This window comes from Stenotrophomonas sp. ZAC14D2_NAIMI4_6 (assembly GCF_003086875.1).
Taxonomy (GTDB): domain Bacteria; phylum Pseudomonadota; class Gammaproteobacteria; order Xanthomonadales; family Xanthomonadaceae; genus Stenotrophomonas.
This window is the reverse complement of record NZ_CP025996.1, coordinates 3,096,076-3,111,325: the sequence shown is the minus strand read 5'-3', so window position 1 is coordinate 3,111,325 and position 15,250 is coordinate 3,096,076. Positions and strand designations below refer to the sequence as shown.

Here is a 15,250-nt window from a genome sequence, read left to right as displayed (position 1 = left end):
CCGTTTTCCATCCGATCCGGAGGTTGCCGTCCGATGACTGCCCGATTCCGTACCCATGCCATGGGCCTGCTGGTGATGACCCTGCCGTTGATGGCCTGCGCGCAGGCGCCGTCACCGGCCGCCCCGGCGCAGCCGGCCGCAGCGGCCGCCGCCCCCCGCGCACCGGCGCAGCCGCTGGTCAGTGGCCTGCCTGATTTCACCAACCTGGTCGAACAGGTCGGCCCGGGCGTGGTCAACGTCGATACCACCATCGTGCGCCAGAACCGCCAGGCGCGCGGCGGCATGGGCCCCGGCGATGACGAGATGCCCGAATTCTTCCGCCGCTTCTTCGGTCCGGACTTCCCGATGCCGGGGCAGGGTGGGGGCGACAGCGGGCCCAGCATCAAGGGCCGTGGCATGGGCTCGGGCTTCATCATCTCGCCCGACGGCTACGTGCTGACCAACTACCACGTGGTGGCCGATGCCAGCGATGTGAAGGTCAAGCTGGGTGACAGCCGCGAGTTCACCGCCAAGGTGGTCGGCAGCGACCAGCAGTACGACGTGGCCCTGCTGAAGATCGAAGGCAAGAACCTGCCGACCGTGCGTCTGGGCGATTCCAACACCCTGAAGCCGGGCCAGTGGGTGGTCGCGATCGGTTCGCCGTTCGGCCTGGATCATTCGGTCACCGCGGGCATCGTCAGCGCGCTGGGCCGCAGCACCGGTGGCCCGGACCAGCGCTACGTGCCCTTCATCCAGACCGACGTGGCGATCAACCAGGGCAATTCCGGTGGCCCGCTGCTGAACACCCGCGGTGAAGTGGTCGGCATCAACTCGCAGATCTACTCCGCGTCCGGCGGTTACATGGGCATCAGCTTCTCGATCCCGATCGACCTGGCGATGAGCGCGGTTGAGCAGATCAAGAAGAGTGGCAAGGTCACCCGTGGCCAGCTGGGTGCGGTGGTCGAGCAGGTCGATTCGCTCAAAGCGCAGGGCCTGGGCCTGCCCGACAGCCGTGGCGCCCTGGTCAACCAGATCGTGCCGGGCAGCGCCGCGGCGAAGGCCGGTGTGCAACTGGGTGACGTGATCCGCTCGGTCAATGGCCGCGCGGTCAACACCTGGTCCGACCTGCCGCCGCTGATCGGTGCGATGGCGCCGGGCAGCAAGGTGACCCTGGTGGTCTACCGCGACGGCAAGCCGCGTGAGCTCAGCGCCACCCTGACCGCGCTGACCGAAGACGGTCAGGCCGACGGCCGTGGTACGTCCACCGCCGACGCCGATGCGCCCCCGCAGTCCGGGGCCAACGCCTTGCTGGGCCTGGACGTGACCGAGCTGAACGCCGTGCAGCGCAAGCAGCTCGGCCTGGAGTCGGACGAAGGCGTGCGCATTACCGGGGTGAAGGGTGAAGGGGCCCGCGATGCCGGTCTGTCGCCGGGCATGGTCATCCTGCGTGTCGGCAATACCCCGGTCGGCCGCGTCGATGCGCTCAACCGCGCGCTGTCCGGCTACAAGAAGGGCGACGTGGTCCTGCTGCTGGTGCGTGCCAACAGCGGCAACAGCGCCTTCGTGGCGGTCAAGGCCGGTCAGTAAGGCCCTCACGGCCGCCCCCAGGTGGCCCTGGCAATCCCCCGAAGCCCCGCTCTGGCGGGGCTTCGGCCATTTCCAGCCTCCCCGCAGCCGCCCCCAAGCGGGCTGGCCCCGGGCATGCGATAATCCACCGTTACCCTGACGACGCCGCGCGCCGCCGCCACCTATGTCTTCTGATTCGATGCGGAACATCCGCAACTTCTCCATCATTGCCCACGTCGACCACGGCAAGTCCACGCTGGCCGATCGCATCATCCAGCTCTGTGGCGGCCTGCAGGCCCGCGAGATGGAAGCGCAGGTGCTCGACTCCAACCCGATCGAGCGCGAGCGTGGCATCACCATCAAGGCCCAGTCGGTGTCGCTGCCGTACCTGGCCAAGGATGGGCAGACCTACCACCTGAACTTCATCGACACCCCCGGCCACGTCGACTTCTCCTATGAAGTCAGCCGTTCGCTGGCCGCCTGCGAAGGCGCGTTGCTGGTGGTCGATGCCGCCCAGGGCGTGGAAGCGCAGTCGGTGGCCAACTGCTACACCGCCGTCGAGCAGGGTCTGGAAGTGGTGCCGGTCATCAACAAGATCGACCTACCCACCGCCGATATCGAACGCGCCAAGGCCGAGATCGAGGCCGTGATCGGCATCGACGCCGCCGACGCCGTGCCGGTCAGCGCCAAGACCGGCCTGAATGTGCAGGACGTGCTGGAAGCCATCGTGCACCGCATTCCGGCACCGCAGCCGCGCGACACCGACAAGCTGCAGGCGCTGATCATCGATTCCTGGTTCGACAACTACCTGGGCGTGGTTTCGCTGGTGCGCGTCATGCAGGGCCAGATCAAGGCCGGCGACAAGCTGCAGGTCATGTCCACCGGCCGTACCCACCAGGTCGACAACGTCGGCGTGTTCACGCCGAAGCGGAAAGTGCTGCCGGCGCTGCGTGCCGGTGAAGTGGGCTGGGTCACCGCCAGCATCAAGGACGTGCACGGCGCACCAGTGGGCGACACCCTCACCCTGGCCGCCGATCCGGCGCCCAAGCCGCTGCCGGGCTTCCAGGAAATGCAGCCGCGCGTGTTCGCCGGCCTGTTCCCGGTCGATGCCGAGGACTACCCGGACCTGCGCGAAGCGCTGGACAAGCTGCGCCTGAACGACGCCGCGCTGCGCTTCGAGCCGGAAAGCTCCGAAGCCATGGGCTTCGGTTTCCGCTGCGGCTTCCTGGGCATGCTGCACATGGAAATCGTGCAGGAGCGCCTGGAACGCGAATACAACCTGGACCTGATCAGCACCGCACCGACGGTGGTCTACGAGGTCCTGAAGACCGACGGCACCATCATCAACATGGACAACCCGGCCAAGCTGCCGCCGGTGAACCATGTGGAAGAGATCCGCGAGCCGATCATCCGCGCCAACGTGCTCACCCCCGAGGAGTACATCGGCAACATCATCAAGCTGTGCGAAGAAAAGCGCGGCAGCCAGATCGGCATCAACTACCTGGGCAGCCAGGTGCAGATCAGCTACGAGCTGCCGATGGCCGAAGTGGTGCTGGACTTCTTCGACAAGCTGAAGTCGGTCAGCCGTGGCTATGCCTCGCTGGACTACCACTTCGTGCGCTTCGATGCCGGCCCGTTCGTGCGCGTGGACGTGCTGATCAACGGTGACAAGGTCGACGCCCTGTCGCTGATCGTGCACCGCAGCCACGCCGACCGCCGCGGCCGCGAGCTGTGCGAGAAGATGAAGGACCTGATCCCGCGCCAGCAGTTCGACGTGGCCATCCAGGCCGCCGTGGGCTCGCAGATCATCGCCCGCACCACGGTCAAGGCCATGCGCAAGAACGTGCTGGCCAAGTGCTATGGTGGCGACGTTTCGCGCAAGAAGAAGCTTCTGGAAAAGCAGAAGGAAGGCAAGAAGCGCATGAAGCAGGTCGGCCGCGTGGAAATTCCGCAGGAAGCCTTCCTGGCCGTGCTGCAGATGGACAACAAGTAAGCCCGCAGCGGCCCTTCGGGGCCGTTCGTCCGGTGACGTTGCAAAGGACCCTGAATGAAACTGTTTGAGATCCTCCTGGTCGTACTGACCCTGGCCTCGGGCCTGATCCTGCTTGCCGAAAAGCTGTACTTCGCCAAGCGCCGTGCCCAGCGCGCCGGCCTGCTCGACACCGAGCCGGTGCTGGTGGATTACTCACGCGCCTTCTTCCCGGTGCTGGCCATCGTGCTGGTGGTGCGCAGTTTCATTGCCGAGCCGTACAAGATTCCGTCCAGCTCGATGATGCCCAACCTGCTGATCGGCGATTTCATCCTGGTCAACAAGTTCTCCTACGGCCTGCGCCTGCCGATCAGCAACACCAAGTTCGTACCGGTGGGCGAGCCCTCGCGCGGCGACGTGGTGGTGTTCCACTTCCCCGGCCACAGCGACAACGACCCGGCCAAGGGTGAGAACTTCATCAAGCGCGTGATCGGCGTGCCGGGCGATACGGTGTCCTTCGACGGCGACAGCGTCACCCTCAATGGCGAAGCGCTGAAGTATGACAACAAGGGCATCTACGCCGGCCACCGTGGCCAGGGCGAAGGCGCCAACCTGCTGGTCGAGCACCTGCCGGGCCGCACCCATACCGTGCTGGAGACCGATTTCCCGCGCGGCCAGGGCCAGTGGACCGTGCCGGCTGGTAAATATCTGGTGATGGGCGACAATCGCGACAACAGCGACGACGGCCGGTTCTGGGGCCTGCTGCCGGAAGAAAACCTGCGCGGCAAGGCCTTCCTGATCTGGCTGAACTGCTCGGGCTGGTTCTGCAAGGACGGCTTCGAACCGTCGCGTATCGGTTCGGGCATCAACTGAAACTGACTTCACATCCATTCGCGTATCTGGGGAGAAACGCCATGAAGACGATGAACACGCAGCGCGGCATGACTTTGACCTCGTTCCTGGTCGTACTGGCCGTGGTCGGGTTCTTCCTGTACATCGGCATGAAGCTGTTCCCGATGTACCAGGAGTACTACTCGGTGCGTTCGGCCATGAAGAGCCTGGCGGCCGAGCCCAACGTGGGCACCATGGCGCCGGCGCAGATCCAGGACCTGTTCTTCAAGCGGCTGTACATCAACTACTCGGACAACGTGAAGCCGGCCAACGTCAAGTTCGCCCGACGCGATGGCGGCTGGACCCTTACCGTCAACTACGAAGTGCGCCGCCCGCTGGTCGGCAACCTGGACGTGGTTGGCAAGTTTGAATCGACCCAGGACCTGACCCGTAGCGGTGCCGAATAAACCTTTCCAACGTGGTGACCTGATCGGTCACAGCTTCCGCGATCCGGCCCTGCTGAAGCAGGCGCTGACCCATCGCAGTGCCGGTGCGCCGCATAACGAGCGCCTGGAATTCCTGGGCGACAGCATCGTCAACCAGATGGTGGCCGAGGCCCTGTACCACCGCTGGCCCAAGGCCGACGAGGGCGCGCTCACCCGCGCCCGCGCCGCGCTGGTGCGGGAAGAGGCGCTGGCGGTGATCGCGCGCACCCTGCAGTTGGGCGAGCGCCTGATCCTGGGCGCTGGTGAGATGAAATCCGGCGGCCATCGCCGCGACTCGATCCTGGCCGACGCCGTGGAAGCGGTGGTGGCCGCGATCTACCTGGATGGGGGCTTCGAGGCCTGCCGCACGGTGGTGCTGCCCTGGTTCAGTGCCTCCATGGAGGCGCTGCCGGCCACCGGGCGGCCGGAAAAGGACCCCAAGACCCGCCTGCAGGAATGGCTGCAGGCCCGACAGAAGGCGTTGCCGCAGTACGAACTGGTGTCAGAATCCGGTGACGACCACGCCAAGCACTTCCGGGTACGCTGCAACGTAGCCGACCCCGCCGCCAGCATCGAGGGCGAAGGCTCCTCGCGGCGGATTGCCGAACAACAGGCGGCTGCGGCCGTCCTTGAACAACTGGATTCCAAGTGAGCGAACAGATTCCCCATCATTGCGGCAGTGTGGCCGTCATCGGCCGCCCGAACGTGGGCAAGTCGACCCTGACCAATGCGCTGGTCGGCGCCAAGGTCAGCATCGTCTCCAACCGCCCGCAGACCACGCGCCATCGCCTGCTGGGCATCGCCACCTATCCCGAAGGCCAGCTGGTGCTGGTCGACACCCCGGGGCTGCACAAGGTGCAGAAGCGGGCGATGAACCGGGTGATGAACCGTGCTGCCCGCGGCTCGCTGGAAGGCGTGGACGCCGGCCTGCTGGTGATCGAAGCCGGTCGCTGGGACGAAGAGGACAGCCTGGCCTTCAACGTGCTGCGCGACGCCGGCGTGCCGGTGGTGCTGGTGGTCAACAAGATCGACCGCCTGAAGGACAAGGGCGCGCTGCTGCCGTTCCTGCAGGAAGTCACCAACGGCCGCGATTTCGCCGCCGTGCATCCCATTTCCGCGCAGAAGCGCAACGGCCTGGAAGCGCTGGTGCGCGACGTGCTGAAGCTGCTGCCGGAAGCCCCGCCGATGTTCGGCGAGGATGAGATCACCGACCGCAGCCAGCGTTTCCTGGCCGGCGAACTGGTGCGCGAGCAGCTGATGCGCCAGCTGGGCGAAGAACTGCCGTACGCCACCACGGTGGAAATCGAGCGCTTCACCGAAGACGGCAACCTGCTGCGCATCGGCGCGGTCATCTGGGTCGAGCGCGAGGGCCAGAAGGCCATCGTGATCGGCAAGGGCGGCGCCCGCCTGAAGGAGATCGGGGCCAAGTCGCGCCTGCAGATGGAGCGTCTGTTCGGGGCCAAGGTGTTCCTGGAAACCTGGGTGCGCGTGCGTGAAGGCTGGTCCGACGACGAGGCCGCACTGAAGGCCTTCGGCTACGAGTAAGCCGTTGCGGTCGCTTCGATGCTGATCGAGGACGACACCGGGTTCGTGCTGCACGCACGGGCCTACCGCGAGACCAGCCTGCTGGTGGAGGTACTGAGCGCGCAGCATGGCCGTATTGGCGTGCTGGCGCGCGGGGTGTCCACCGCGAAAGGGCAGGTGCTGCGCGCCGCCCTGCAGCCGCTGCAATGGATCCGCTTCAGCGCCCAACAGCGCGGTGAGCTGGCGCAGTTGCGCGGTGCCGAGGCCCTGGATGCAGCCCCGCGGCTGGTGGGGCAGGCCATGCTGGCCGGTTTCTACCTGAGTGAACTGACCCTGCGCCTGGCCCCGCGCCAGGACCCGCTGCCCGATCTCTATCTGGCCTACGGCGAAGCGCGCGCACGGTTGGCGGTGGGCGCCGGCCTGGCCTGGACCCTGCGCCGTTTCGAGCGCGAACTGCTGGCGGCACTGGGCCTGGGCTTCGATCTGGAAACGGCCAGCGACGGCCAGCCGATCGATCCGGCGGCGCGCTACGCCCTGGACCCGCAGGAGGGTCCGCAGCGGCTGTTGAGCGTGCGTGATGGCGAGCGCAGCGCGGCGGCCACCGGTTCGGCGCTGCTGGCGCTGGGTGCCGACGAAGAACCCGATGCGGCCGACCTGGCCAGCCTGCGGCTGCCGATGCGGCGGGTGCTGGCCCATCACCTGGGCGCACGCGGCCTGAAATCCTGGGAACTGCTGGAGCAGCTGACCCCCCGCCGCTGAGGGGTTTGTCGGCAGGGCTTGCAGCCCTGCACCCGCTACCGTCAACGTCAACGTCAACGTCAAAAGCGGGCTATCCGTGGGATGGCGGGGTGGGTCCGGTTGAGGGGGACGCTGCAAGTCCCCCTCCGGCGCCCGGCCCAGCCGCTGGCGGCTGGGCGTTCGGGCGCTTGCGAAGCAGTGCTTCGCAAGCAAAGCGCCCTCACCCATGTAAGCTCGGTCGCCGCATCCATGCGGCTCACGCCCCCTCAACCGGCCCCCCCCCCCCGCCTTCGACAGTTCTCCGCGATCTGTCGGAACCGCGTCTTGCTCTGGTAGGTGTCGACCTTGGTCGACACGGTAGATCTTCGAAACTTTCGATTCCGATTGAGATTCATCCACGCATGGCGTGGATCTTATCTCTTGCCGATCTGGCACCTTGGGTGCCGAGAGCCCGGCGTGGGCGACCGTGTGGATCCAGGTCTTGCGACCGTGAAGTAGCTTGGGTCCCCACGCCGGATTCGAAAGCCAAGGGTAAGGCGAGCAAGGTGGCCCTCGTTGCGGTCATGCGCAAAATGCTGGTGATCCTCAATGCCCGCAAGCGGGACGCCGAGGTGGCCCTCGGCAGCCCCTGACAAGACAGTTGCTACTGGCCGCTGGGAACCGGTGACAGTCCCCCGCGATCTGTCGGAACCGCATCTTGCTCTGGTAGGTGTCGACCTTGGTCGACACACTCTGTCAGATACCGAATTGTTTCTGGGGTCAGAGCCCGTTGCGCAGCAACGGGATCCGACCCCGTGCCGTTCCGACAGATCGCGGCCAACTGTCGAAGGCGGGGTGGGTCCGGTGGCGGGGGCGTGAGCGCCATGGATGGCGCGACCGAGGCTACATGGACGTACTTGCGCCGTCCCCCGCCACCGGAACCATCCCGCCATCCCACCGATAGCCCGCTGTTGCTGTTGCTTCGGCCGTTGACGTTGATTCGGCAGGTGCAGGGCTGCAAGCCCTGCCGACACACCCACACCCTCAGTGCAGCAGGGAAGCTACCGCGGCGCGGAAGCCCGCCTGGGCCTGCCCGGAGTCGGGCGCGTGGTGCAGCTGGCGCACGGCACGGCCCAGCCGGGCCGCCCCCACGAAGCCACAACTGGCCTGCAGCCGATGCAGCTGGCTGCGCAGCTGGCGCTCGTCGTGCTGGTCCACCGCCTGTTCGACCGCATCGCGGACCCCCGGCAGCTCGGCCAGGAACAGCTCACGCAGGGCAATCAGGTGGTTGCGCTGGCCGTTCAGTGCCGCCAGGGCCGCCGTCTCATCCCAGTCCTCCACGGCCAGCTCCACCGCGGCCGGCGGCAGCGGCGCAGCGCCCGGGCTGTTCACCAGCGCCCGGCGCACCGCTTTCAGCAGTTGATCACGGCCCAGCGGCTTCACCAGGGTGTCGCTGAAGCCGGCCTCGCGCAGGCTGGCGTGAATGGAGGCATCGCCGTCAGCGGTATGAGCCAGGGCCGGGGTGTCCGGATGCGACTGGCGCAGCGCCTGCAGCAGCTGGGCGCCATTGCCGTCGGGCAGGTTCACGTCGATCAGCCACAGGTCATGCGTGCCGGGCTCGCCACGGGCAAGCGCGCTGGCAAGTGAGTCAGCAGTGTCCACATCGGCTGGTAACGTTTCCAACGCCGCTTTGAAAAAACCGCGGCTGATGATGTCGTCCTCGACAAGCAGGAAGCGGGGCCGGCTGGTCCGCGGGGTCATCTGCATAGGGCTGCCTCCATGTCAGCTGTGGACAATCATCATGCACGGCGGCGGCGTGTGCAAGCGGCCATCGGCCCGCCCGGCCAGGATCTGCGACAATGTGCGCCCTTTTTTGCCCGCAGCCTGTCGCCACGTGGCCCGATCCCGTTCCCGCATCGACCGTACCCCGTTCCAGACCGAAATCCTCGACCTCAGCCATGACGGTCGTGGCGTCGCCCGCCGTGAAGGCGAAGGCGGCAAGGTCACCTTCATCAGCGGCGCCCTGCCGGGCGAAGTGGTGATGGCCGAACAGACCGCCCGCAGCCGCCACTTCGACGAGGCGCGCACGGTGGAAGTGCTGCAGGCCTCGCCGCAGCGCGTTACCCCCAAATGCCCGCACTTCGGCACCTGTGCCGGCTGCGTGCTGCAGCACCTGGACGAAAGCCAGCAGATCGTGGCCAAGCAGCGCGTGCTGATGGACAACCTGGAGCGCATCGGCCACGTCACCCCGGGCACCGTGCTGCCGCCGCTGGTCGGGGACAGCTGGGGCTACCGCCGCAAGGGCCGCTTCTCGGTCCGCCGGGTGGAAAAGAAGGACAAGACCCTGGTCGGTTTCCGCGAACAGGATCCGCGTTTCGTGGCCGACCTGAGCCAGTGCCTGACCGTGATCCCGGAAATCGGCACCAAGGTCCAGGACCTGTCCACCTTCATCGAAGGCCTGGATGGCAAGCGCGACATTCCGCAGATCGAGTTCATCGGCGGCGACAACGCCATTGCCCTGACCGTGCGCCACCTGCAGCCGCTCAGCGACGCCGACCGCGCCGCCTGGGCCGCGTTCGGCCAGCAGCACGGGTTTGCCATCTACCTGCAGCCGGGCGGCCTGGACACCGTGCACCCGCTGGACGGGCAGGGCGTGCCGCTGTCCTTCCGGCTGGCGCCGTGGGACGTGGAACTGGCCTTCCGCCCGCTGGATTTCATCCAGGTCAACGCCAAGCTGAACGAGGCGATGATCGCCCGCGCGCTGGAGCTGCTGGAGCCCGGTGCTGACGAACGCGTGCTCGACCTGTTCTGCGGCCTGGGCAATTTCACCCTGCCGCTGGCCCGCAAGGTGCGCGAAGTGGTGGGCGTGGAAGGCGATGCCGGCCTGGTCGCGCGCGCCCGCGAAAACGCCGAGCGCAACGACCTGGCCAACGCACAGTTCTTCAGCGCCGACCTGACCCAGGACCAGCGCGCCACCCCGTGGATGCGCCAGGGCTTCGACAAGCTGCTGCTGGACCCGCCGCGCTCGGGCGCGATTGAAGTGCTGCAGCAGCTACCGCTGAAGCAGTTCAAGCGCATCGTCTATGTCAGCTGCCACCCCGGTTCGCTGGCGCGCGACGCCGGCTACCTGGTCAACGAACAGGGCTTCACCCTGGTCAGCGCCGGTGCCATGGACATGTTCCCGCACACCGCGCACGTGGAAAGCATCGCGGTCTTCGAAAAGCGCTGACAACGCGCGGGCACCGGCAATACCCCGGTGCCCGCCGCCGCAGGTGGCCGCGCGTCGGCTATCGGGGCGCCGGCGCGCTGCGCCACTGGCCATCCTCGCGGATGAATGCCAGCGTTTCGGTGCCTTGCTCATCGCCCACCTGGGCGGTGACCGCACATTCGAATACGGCACGCTCGTCGGGCACTTCGCAGTCGGCAACCTCCAGCACCTGCGCATCGCGCACGGCCAGCATGAAGCGCGCCCGCTCCTCGGCATCGCTCTCACGCGCCGCCACGGTCGCCAGGTGCGCGCGCAGCAGCGGTTGTACTTCCTCGCGACTGGGCGCGGGCGTCGGCAGGCGGCGCGGATCGGGCAGGGTCCATTGGCCATCCACCCAGGCCAGGTGCAGCAGGCGCGCACCCGATTTCATGCCCGCACTGCCCACCACGATGCAGGTGGCGGTGTCGGCGGTGCTGCCCACCGCGCAGCTGCTCAGCGATTCCAGCGTGGGCCGGAACGCCATCGCGACCAGGCTGCTGCTGTCACTGCGCGGGCGCGCGGCGATCTGCTCGGCAATCGCCAGATCCATCGCGTCCTGCGCCTGTTGCAGGGTGGGCAGTGCAGGGGCCTGGGCCAGGCATGCGCCGGCGGGCAGCAGCAGGGCCAGCGCCAGCGGGCGCAGCGTGGAAAGGGACAGTGTCATGGTTCAGCGATCCTTGCAGGGTGGCGCAGTGTAGTGCGGCGGCCGCGCGCCGGGTAGGCAGGTCGCTGCTGGCGGCCGCATACTTCGCCCATGGGCATTGAAATCGAACGCAAGTTTCTGGTGACCGGCGACGGTTGGCGTACCGCCGCGCATCGGGTCATTCCGATGGCGCAGGGCTATATCAACGACATGGGCGCACTGGATCGCGGCACCCAGAACGCCTCGGTGCGCGTGCGCATCGAAGGCGAACAGGCGGCGCTGAACCTGAAGTCGCGCACCCTGGGGCACACCCGCCAGGAGTTCGATTACCCCATTCCCGTGGACGATGCCCGCGACCTGCTGGCGCTGTGCGTGGGCGGGTTGATCGACAAGCGCCGCCATCTGGTCGAACACGCCGGGCTGACCTGGGAAGTGGATGAGTTCCTGGGCGACAACGCCGGCCTGGTGGTGGCCGAGGTGGAACTGGACAGTGCCGACCAGGCCATCGACCTGCCGGACTGGGTGGGCGCGGAAGTGACCGACGACGCGCGCTATTACAACGTCGCGCTGGCCAGTCATCCCTATTCACAGTGGTGAAGCGCTGATCGGCCGATAGCGCCCCCTTTTGCCGCGGCGGGCGGCCCCCATCTTGGGGGTATGAGAATCGACATCTATTCCGACGTGGTCTGCCCCTGGTGCTGGATCGGCAAGCATCGTTTCCAGCAGGGCGTGCAGTTGCTGGGCGCCGATGCGCCCGCCTTGGACATCCATTGGCAGCCGTTCCAGCTGGACCCGGACGCTGATGCCACGCCGGTCCCGCTGCGCCAGGCTTATGCGCGCAAGTTCGGCGGGGCCGAGCGCACCGAACAGATCCTGGGCCAGACCCAGTCCACCGCGCAGGCCGAGGGCCTGCCGATGGACTTCGGCCAGGGCCAGGTGCGGGTGACCACGTTGCCTGCGCACCGCCTGCTGTGGCTGGCCGGCGAACACGGCGTGCAGGACGCGGTGGGCGAAGCGCTGTTCCGCGCCCACTTCGAGCATGGCCAGAACCTGGCCGATCCCGCCGTACTGGTGAAGGCCGGTGAGACCGGCGGGCTGGCCGCAGCCGAGATCGAACAGATGCTGGCATCCGACCGCGGCCTGGCCCAGGTGCAGGCCAAGCTGGCCGACGCACAGGCGCTGGGCATTTCCTCGGTGCCCACCTTCGTGATCGACGGGCGCTGGGCGATTTCCGGCGCGCAGCCGCCGGAGGCCTTCGCCCAGGCGCTGCGCCAGATCGCCGCCGAGCAGGGCGCCCCCTCGGCCGCTGCGGGTGAAGCGGCCTGCGGCCCGGATGGCTGCACGGTGTAACGCGCGCGGGGTCAGAGCCCCTGCGGGGATCCGACTCCGGGGTCGGATCCCCGCAGGGGCTCTGACCCCGTCTCCCCATTTCGCCGAACACTGCGTCCATCGGCCGGTTCTGCGACAATGCGGCACTGCGCCATGCGGGCGCCTGTTGTGGAGATCGACCCATGCTGCTGATCGGCGTTGCCGGCACTGAACTGACCGCCCAGGAACGCGACTGGCTGCAGCACGATGCCGTGGCCGGGGTGGTGCTGTTCAAGCGCAACTTCGCCTCGCGCCAGCAGGTGACCGATCTGACCGCCGCCATCCGCGCCGCCGCACCGCGCCCGCAGCTGCTCTGCGTGGACCAGGAAGGCGGCCGCGTGCAGCGCTTCCGCGAGGGCTACAGCGAACTGCCGCCGTTGCAGGACATCGGCGCCCTTTACGCGCGCGATCCGCAGCAGGCGCTGGCGCTGGCCGAACAGCACGCCTGGCTGATGGCCAGTGAAGTGCGCGCCAGCGGCCTGGACCTCAGCTTCGCCCCGGTGGTGGATCTGGCCCGTGGCAACCGCGCCATCGGCAACCGTGCCTTCAGCGAAGACCCGCAGGTGGTCGCCGCCTTCACTGCCGCCTATGTGCGCGGCATGCACGCGGTGGGCATGGCCGCCACGCTCAAGCATTTCCCCGGCCACGGCACCGTGCTGGAAGACACCCACGTCGATACCGCCATCGACCCGCGCGCGCTGGACGAACTTCGCGCGCAGGACCTGGTGCCGTTCGGCGCCGGCATTGCCGCCGGTGCCGATGCGGTGATGATGGCCCACGTGATCTACCCGCAGGTGGCGCCCGAGCCGGCTGGCTATTCGCCGCGCTGGATCCAGGACATCCTGCGCGGTGAACTGGGCTTCCGCGGCGTGGTGTTCTCCGATGACATCGGCATGGCCGCCTCGCACAGCGCCGGTGGCGTGCCGGCGCGCGTGCATGCCCACCTGGATGCCGGCTGCGACGTGGTGCTGGTCTGCCACCCCGAGCTGGTCGATGAAGCCCTGCATGCCGTGCAGGGCCGTTCACTGAATACCGCCGCGCTGCTGGGCCTGCTTGGCCGCGGCGCACTTGGCTGGGACGGCCTGCTGGCCGATGCCCGCCATGGCACCACCCAATCCCATCTGCTGCAAACCCTTGGAAGAACCGTCTGATGCCGAACCTCACCATTTCCCAGGCCCTGGCCCAGGCTGACCTGCTGGTCGACCGCCCCACCATCGACAAGGCCATTGCCAGCATCGCCGACGCCATCGCGCGCGACTACAAGGGCGAGGTGCCGCTGTTCCTGTCCATCATGCACGGCGCACTGCCGTTCGCCGGCCAGCTGGCGCTGGAACTGGGCGCGCGCGGCCAGGACGTGCAGTTCGATTACCTGCACGCCACCCGCTACCGCGGTGAAACCACCGGCGGCGACCTGGTCTGGAAGCACAAGCCGGCCACCTCGCTGTTCGGCCGCCGCGTGCTGCTGGTGGACGACATCCTGGACGAGGGCTACACCCTGCAGGGCGTGCGCACCTGGTGCCTGGAACAGGGCGCCACCGATGTGCGCATCGCCGCGATGACCGTGAAGAAGCACGACCGCGCGCTGCCGGACGTCACCGCCGATTACGCCGGCATCGAGCTGCCGGACCGTTACGTGTTCGGCTTCGGCATGGATGTGAACGAGACCCTGCGCTGCGTGCCGGCCATCTATGCCATGAAGGAGTGACGGCACGGCCGTCCGCGGCCGATCCCACCCTGTCGCCGGCGCCCTCGGGTGCCGGCGTTCGTCTTTTTCTGGAGTGATTCCCATGCAACAGATTGCCCTGGCCGTGATCGGCGGTACCGGTGTCTACAACCTGGCCAAGCTGGACGATGTGCAGACCCACGAGGTCGAAACCCGCTTCGGTCGTCCGTCGGGCCCGGTGCGCGTCGGCACCCTGCTGGGCCACCGCGTGGCCTTCCTGGCCCGCCACGGTGAGGGCCATTCGCTGCCGCCGCACAAGATCAACTACCGCGCCAACCTGGCCGCGCTGCAGCAGATCGGCGCGCAGCGCGTGCTGGCGCTGAACACGGTGGGCGGCATCGGCGACGATTTCGGTCCGCGCGTGCTGGCCTGTCCGGATCAGGTAATCGATTACACGTGGGGTCGTATCAGCACGATCTGCGAAGAAGACGGCACCGACGTGGTCCACGTCGATTTCGGTCACCCGTACACGCCGATGCTGCGCAGCAAGATCCTGGCGGCGGCGAAAGTGACCGGGGTGAAGGTGCACGACGGCGGCTGCTACGGCGCCACCCAGGGCCCGCGCCTGGAAACCATTGCCGAAATCGCCCGCATGCGCCGCGATGGCTGCGATCTGGTGGGCATGACCGGCATGCCTGAAGCCGCGCTGGCACGGGAGCTGGGGCTGGATTACGCCTGCCTGGCGATCGTGGCCAACTGGGCCGCCGGCTGTGGCGACGGCGAGGAGATCACCATGGCCGAAGTGCTGGCAAACGTGCAGGCCGCCAGCAACGGACTTCCGGAACTGGTAGGCGAATTGGCGCGGGGGTGATTGTCATCCTCGGGCAAGCTTTGCATACTCAGCCGGTACGCGGGTTCAGCGTACACCACCCATTCATTGCAAAGGTCTCGCATTAACATGCCGAACGGTACCGTCAAGTGGTTCAACGACGCCAAGGGATTTGGCTTCATCTCGCCGGAGGATGGCAGCGCCGACGTGTTCGCGCACTTCTCCGCCATCAACTCCAAGGGCTTCCGCAGCCTGCAGGAAGGCCAGCGTGTCACCTATGACGTGACCCAGGGCCCGAAGGGTGCCCAGGCTTCGAACATTACGCCGGCCGAGTGATCCACTCGACAGTGCGTTGAAAACCCCGCTACGGCGGGGTTTTTTTTTGCGCAGGGCAACGGCGGGCGGGGATTGCGGGTGGCTGACGGAACG

The 15,250-nt window shown here is 67.4% G+C and carries 16 protein-coding genes and 1 pseudogene; 15 read left to right on the top strand and 2 right to left on the bottom strand.

The genetic code is table 11. The annotated features are described in order from the left end of the window. Positions 1 to 33 precede the first annotated feature (33 nt). The 8 genes and pseudogenes from C1933_RS14430 to C1933_RS14395 form a co-directional block, all read left to right on the top strand. Positions 34 to 1,566: a DegQ family serine endoprotease gene (locus tag C1933_RS14430; RefSeq protein ID WP_108753803.1), complete on the top strand. Its 1,533-nt coding sequence runs from the start codon at positions 34 to 36 to the stop codon at positions 1,564 to 1,566. Between the two features lie 178 nt (positions 1,567 to 1,744). Next, the gene (gene lepA / locus C1933_RS14425) at positions 1,745 to 3,538 is read left to right on the top strand and encodes a translation elongation factor 4 (protein WP_164272953.1); all 1,794 of its coding nucleotides are present in this window, start codon (positions 1,745 to 1,747) and stop codon (positions 3,536 to 3,538) included. Positions 3,539 to 3,592: 54 nt separating this feature from the next. Next, on the top strand, positions 3,593 to 4,387 hold the full coding sequence (gene lepB, locus C1933_RS14420) for a signal peptidase I (protein ID WP_108750711.1): 795 nt from the start codon (positions 3,593 to 3,595) through the stop codon (positions 4,385 to 4,387). Between the two features lie 41 nt (positions 4,388 to 4,428). Then, on the top strand, positions 4,429 to 4,812 hold the full coding sequence (locus C1933_RS14415; protein WP_108750710.1) for a DUF4845 domain-containing protein: 384 nt from the start codon (positions 4,429 to 4,431) through the stop codon (positions 4,810 to 4,812). Next, a complete protein-coding gene (rnc, locus tag C1933_RS14410; RefSeq protein WP_108750709.1) occupies positions 4,802 to 5,482 on the top strand; it encodes a ribonuclease III in 681 nt (226 codons plus the stop codon). The genes C1933_RS14415 and rnc overlap by 11 nt, the downstream gene beginning before the upstream one ends. After that, positions 5,479 to 6,375, top strand: a complete 897-nt coding sequence (gene era, locus C1933_RS14405) for a GTPase Era (RefSeq protein WP_108750708.1) — start codon at positions 5,479 to 5,481, stop codon at positions 6,373 to 6,375. The genes rnc and era overlap by 4 nt, the downstream gene beginning before the upstream one ends. Positions 6,376 to 6,393: 18 nt before the next feature. Continuing rightward, positions 6,394 to 7,113, top strand: a complete 720-nt coding sequence (gene recO, locus C1933_RS14400) for a DNA repair protein RecO (RefSeq protein WP_108753802.1) — start codon at positions 6,394 to 6,396, stop codon at positions 7,111 to 7,113. A 500-nt stretch (positions 7,114 to 7,613) separates the two neighbouring features. Continuing rightward, positions 7,614 to 7,724, top strand: a pseudogene (locus C1933_RS14395) (IS110 family transposase); the annotation flags it as partial. A 391-nt stretch (positions 7,725 to 8,115) separates the two neighbouring features. On the opposite strand, the gene C1933_RS14390 reads toward C1933_RS14395, so the two are convergent. Further along, positions 8,116 to 8,838: a response regulator gene (locus C1933_RS14390; protein WP_108753801.1), complete on the bottom strand. Its 723-nt coding sequence runs from the start codon at positions 8,836 to 8,838 to the stop codon at positions 8,116 to 8,118. A 127-nt stretch (positions 8,839 to 8,965) separates the two neighbouring features. Here C1933_RS14390 and rlmD point away from each other — a divergent pair, with 127 nt between their 5' ends. Then, the gene (gene rlmD, locus C1933_RS14385) at positions 8,966 to 10,300 is read left to right on the top strand and encodes a 23S rRNA (uracil(1939)-C(5))-methyltransferase RlmD (RefSeq protein ID WP_108753800.1); all 1,335 of its coding nucleotides are present in this window, start codon (positions 8,966 to 8,968) and stop codon (positions 10,298 to 10,300) included. 58 nt (positions 10,301 to 10,358) lie between these two features. Here the strand turns inward: rlmD and C1933_RS14380 are convergent, their stop codons facing one another. Beyond that, on the bottom strand, positions 10,359 to 10,982 hold the full coding sequence (locus C1933_RS14380) for a hypothetical protein (protein ID WP_108753799.1): 624 nt from the start codon (positions 10,980 to 10,982) through the stop codon (positions 10,359 to 10,361). Between the two features lie 90 nt (positions 10,983 to 11,072). Between C1933_RS14380 and C1933_RS14375 the strand changes: the two genes are divergently transcribed. From C1933_RS14375 to C1933_RS14350, 6 genes are all read left to right on the top strand, one after another. Then, the gene (locus C1933_RS14375) at positions 11,073 to 11,558 is read left to right on the top strand and encodes a CYTH domain-containing protein (protein WP_108753798.1); all 486 of its coding nucleotides are present in this window, start codon (positions 11,073 to 11,075) and stop codon (positions 11,556 to 11,558) included. Positions 11,559 to 11,618: 60 nt separating this feature from the next. Next, positions 11,619 to 12,311, top strand: coding sequence for a DsbA family oxidoreductase (locus tag C1933_RS14370; RefSeq protein ID WP_108753797.1), 693 nt, complete (start codon positions 11,619 to 11,621; stop codon positions 12,309 to 12,311). A gap of 161 nt (positions 12,312 to 12,472) precedes the next feature. Further along, positions 12,473 to 13,480: a beta-N-acetylhexosaminidase gene (gene nagZ / locus C1933_RS14365; RefSeq protein ID WP_108750700.1), complete on the top strand. Its 1,008-nt coding sequence runs from the start codon at positions 12,473 to 12,475 to the stop codon at positions 13,478 to 13,480. Then, entirely contained in the window at positions 13,480 to 14,034 is a 555-nt protein-coding gene (locus C1933_RS14360; protein ID WP_108753796.1) for a hypoxanthine-guanine phosphoribosyltransferase, read from the top strand. The genes nagZ and C1933_RS14360 overlap by 1 nt, the downstream gene beginning before the upstream one ends. 82 nt (positions 14,035 to 14,116) lie before the next feature. Then, positions 14,117 to 14,863, top strand: coding sequence for an S-methyl-5'-thioinosine phosphorylase (locus C1933_RS14355; protein WP_108750698.1), 747 nt, complete (start codon positions 14,117 to 14,119; stop codon positions 14,861 to 14,863). 87 nt (positions 14,864 to 14,950) lie between these two features. Further along, entirely contained in the window at positions 14,951 to 15,157 is a 207-nt protein-coding gene (locus C1933_RS14350; RefSeq protein WP_005410590.1) for a cold-shock protein, read from the top strand. Positions 15,158 to 15,250 lie beyond the last annotated feature (93 nt).